General features: G+C 66.3%; 3 protein-coding genes and 1 pseudogene. All 4 read left to right on the top strand.

Annotation, left to right across the window (positions count from 1 at the left end):
- Window positions 1-1761 (top strand): formate dehydrogenase subunit alpha (gene fdhF, locus QZV93_RS15575; RefSeq protein WP_295559544.1); only part of this gene is annotated, 1761 nt, incomplete at its 5' end.
- A gap of 5 nt (window positions 1762-1766) precedes the next feature.
- Window positions 1767-2624 carry a formate dehydrogenase accessory sulfurtransferase FdhD gene (fdhD, locus tag QZV93_RS15570; protein ID WP_295559543.1) on the top strand — a complete coding sequence of 286 codons (858 nt, stop codon included), beginning with the start codon at window positions 1767-1769 and terminating at the stop codon, window positions 2622-2624.
- A pseudogene (locus QZV93_RS15565) lies at window positions 2608-2817 on the top strand (formate dehydrogenase subunit delta); the annotation flags it as partial. The gene fdhD and the pseudogene QZV93_RS15565, both read left to right, overlap by 17 nt.
- A 248-nt stretch (window positions 2818-3065) precedes the next feature.
- The coding region (locus QZV93_RS15560) for a hypothetical protein (protein ID WP_295559542.1) at window positions 3066-3496 on the top strand (431 nt) is incomplete at its 3' end.

The raw sequence follows: 3496 nt of genomic DNA, 5'->3' as shown, positions 1-3496 counted from the left end.
GTGAACAACGTCGACACCTGCGCCCGCGTCTGCCACTCGCCGACCGGCTACGGCCTCAAGACGGCATTCGGCGAAAGCTCGGGCACCCAGGACTTCGACTCGGTCGAGCACTCGGATGTCATCCTGGTCATCGGCGCCAACCCGCCGGATGGCCACCCGGTGTTCGCGAGCCGCATGAAGAAGCGCTTGCGCGCCGGAGCCAAGCTGATCGTCGTCGATCCACGCCGCACGGATCTCGTCAAGTCGCCCCATATCAAGGCCGACTACCATCTTCCGCTGCAGCCCGGCACCAACGTTGCCGTCGTCACGGCGATGGCGCACGTCATCGCCACCGAGAAGCTCTACAACGAGAAGTTCGTCCGCGAACGCTGTGACTGGAACGAGTTCCAGGAGTGGATTGAGTTCGTCTCGCGCGAGGTCAACTCGCCTGAGGCCATGGAGAAGTATACGGGCGTGAAGCCCGAGCTGATCCGCGGCGCGGCACGCCTGTACGCGACCGGCGGCAATGCGGCTATCTACTACGGCCTCGGCGTCACCGAGCACTCGCAGGGCTCGACCACCGTCATGGCCATCGCCAACCTTGCCATGGCGACCGGCAACATGAGCCGTCCGGGCGTGGGCGTGAACCCGCTGCGCGGCCAGAACAACGTGCAGGGCTCCTGCGACATGGCCTCGTTCCCGCACGAGCTGACCGGCTATCGCCACATCTCGGACGCCGCCACCCGCGCCATGTTCGAGAAGGAGTGGAACTGCACGCTCGATCCGGAGCCTGGCCTCCGCATCCCGAACATGCTCGACGCTGCCGTCGAGGGCACCTTCAAGGCCATCTACATCGAAGGCGAGGACATCCTTCAGTCCGACCCCAACACGCATCACGTGGCCGCCGGCCTCGAGCACATGGAATGCGTCGTCGTACAGGATCTTTTCCTGAACGAGACCGCGCGCTATGCGCATGTCTTCCTGCCGGGCTGCACCTTCCTCGAGAAGGACGGCACCTTCACCAATGCCGAGCGGCGCATCCAGATGGTCTCGAAGGTCATGCGTCCGAAGAACGGCTACGCGGACTGGGAGATCACGCAGATGATCGCCCAGAAGCTGGGCCTTGGCTGGAACTACAAGGATCCGTCCGAGATCATGGACGAGATCGCGCGCCTGACCCCGACCTTCAAGGGCGTCTCGTTCGAGAAGATCCGCAAGATGGGCTCCGTCCAGTGGCCGTGCGACGACGAGCACCCGGAGGGCACGCCGATCATGCACGTGGGAGAGTTCGTCCGCGGCAAGGGCAAGTTCATGCTCACCGAGTACGTGCCGACCGACGAGCGGACCGGCGCCCGCTATCCGCTCATCCTCACCACGGGCCGTATCCTGTCGCATTACAACGTCGGCGCTCAGACACGCCGCACGGCGAACGTCGCTTGGCATCCCGAGGACGTGCTGGAGATCAACCCGTTCGACGCCGAGCATCGCGGCATCAAGGACGGCGATTGGGTGACAGTGCGCAGCCGTGCGGGCGAGACGGCGCTGCATGCGGTCATCACCGACCGCGTGGCGACGGGCGTCGTCTACACGACGTTCCACCATCCCGTGACCCAGGCCAACGTCATCACCACCGACTTCTCGGATTGGGCGACCAACTGCCCCGAGTACAAGGTGACGGCGGTCGAGGTCGCGCGCTCCAACGGCCCGACGGAGTACCAGGAGGAGTACGAGGAGTTCTCCGACCTGACGCGCCGCATCGCGCCGGCCGAGGCTGCGGAGTAGGCTCCATGCCCGAGCGGTTTGAGCGCGTGCCCTCACGCCGCGTCGGGGAGACCGGCGTTGAGGAGACGACGCGCCTCATCCCCGAGGAGACGCCGGTCGCACTCGTCTACGACGGCTCGACTCACGCCGTGATGATGGCGACTCCGGCTGACCTGGAAGACTTCGCCGTCGGCTTCTCCATCACCGAGGGCATCGTCGCCTCCCGCTCCGAGATCAGCGAGCTCGAGATCGTCGGGCACGAGGACGGCATCGAAGCCCGTATGTGGCTGGTGCCCTCCAGCGGGCGCCAGCACGTCGAGCGCCGGCGACGCATCGTCGGACCCACGGCTTGCGGCCTTTGCGGCGTCGATAGCCTCGGGGCCGCTGTGCCCGCGCCGCGCCGTGTGGGCAATCGGGCGACCGCAACGCCGGCCGTGATCCACAAGGCCCTCACCGAAATGCAACCCGCGCAGACGTTGAACGTCGCCACGCGGGCCGTTCACGCCGCCGCATTCTGGGACGCGACAGCCGGGTCCCTCGCCTTCTTGCGCGAGGACGTCGGCCGCCACAACGCGCTCGACAAGCTCGTCGGCGCGGTCACCACGGCCGGACTCGATCCCGCCAAGGGCTTCGTCCTTCTCACGAGCCGCGTTTCCGTCGAGATGGTGCAGAAGACGGCGATGCTCGGCGCGGAGATCATCGTTGCCGTCTCCGCCCCCACCGCGCTGGCGCTCCGCGTCGCCGAGGAAGCCGGCATGACGCTGATTGCCGTCGCGCGCTCCGACGCCTTCGAGATCTTCACCCACCCCGAACGCATCTCTCTCGCCGCGCAGCCTGGCGACGGCGACCGCCATGAGGTCAAGACACATGCACGCTCCGTCTAACACGCTGGTCCGCATGGCCAACGACATCGGCAACTTCTTCCGCGCCCAGGGCGAGGAGAAGGCCATTGCCGGCATCGCGGATCACGTCAGGAAGTTCTGGGAGCCGCGCATGAAGAAGCAGATCTTCGCGCACCTGGACGAGGGCGGCGCCGGGCTCAATCCCCTGCCTCTGAAGGCGCTCGAGAAACTGAAGGCCGACATGCACGGCTTCTCGACCATGGCCGAGGCGAAGGCCGCGGCGGAAGCGATTGCCCTTGGCGATCCTGTTCCGCAGCCTGCGCAGCAGGCGAAGGCGAAAGCTGGCGGCAACGGCAAGCGTGCGCGCCGCTAGACGGCACTCCGACGACACTCTGACACGGCCTTCGCGCTTCCCTAGGTAGGAGCGAGTGTTGACCGTGCCGCCTCCACCGTCCGAAAGTACGGAAAACGCTGGAGATTGTCATGACCGCCGCTTCGTCCCGCACCATCCGCGCCCTTGCGCTTGGCGCATTCGTCGGGCTCCCCTTTACGCACGCGCTCGCCGCCGAGCGCCACATCGTCGTGACGGCGGTCGAGCCCAAGGGCGGCGTCACCGTCGACAGGGAGCCCTTTCCCGAAACGCCGCTCCCGGAAGGTGGCGGCTATGTGCTGAAAAAGCCGGACGACAAGGGACGCTGGGAAATCGCGGTGTACCTGTTCGAGCCGCGCCAGATCTTCGTTGACGAAGGCGATCAGGTGACGCTCGAGTTCGTCGGCATCAATGGCGCCAGCCACCCGACGACGATCGAGGCCTACGGACGGGTGTTCGAGCTGAAGCGCGGTCACGTGCACAAGGTGAGCTTTACGGCCGACAAGCCGGGCCGTCACAGCATCATCTGCGCCACCCACCAGCC

This window comes from uncultured Hyphomicrobium sp. (assembly GCF_902826555.1).
Lineage (GTDB): Bacteria > Pseudomonadota > Alphaproteobacteria > Rhizobiales > Hyphomicrobiaceae > Hyphomicrobium_C.
Note: the sequence above shows the minus strand (reverse complement) of the source record. Positions and strands in the feature narration are given on the sequence as shown.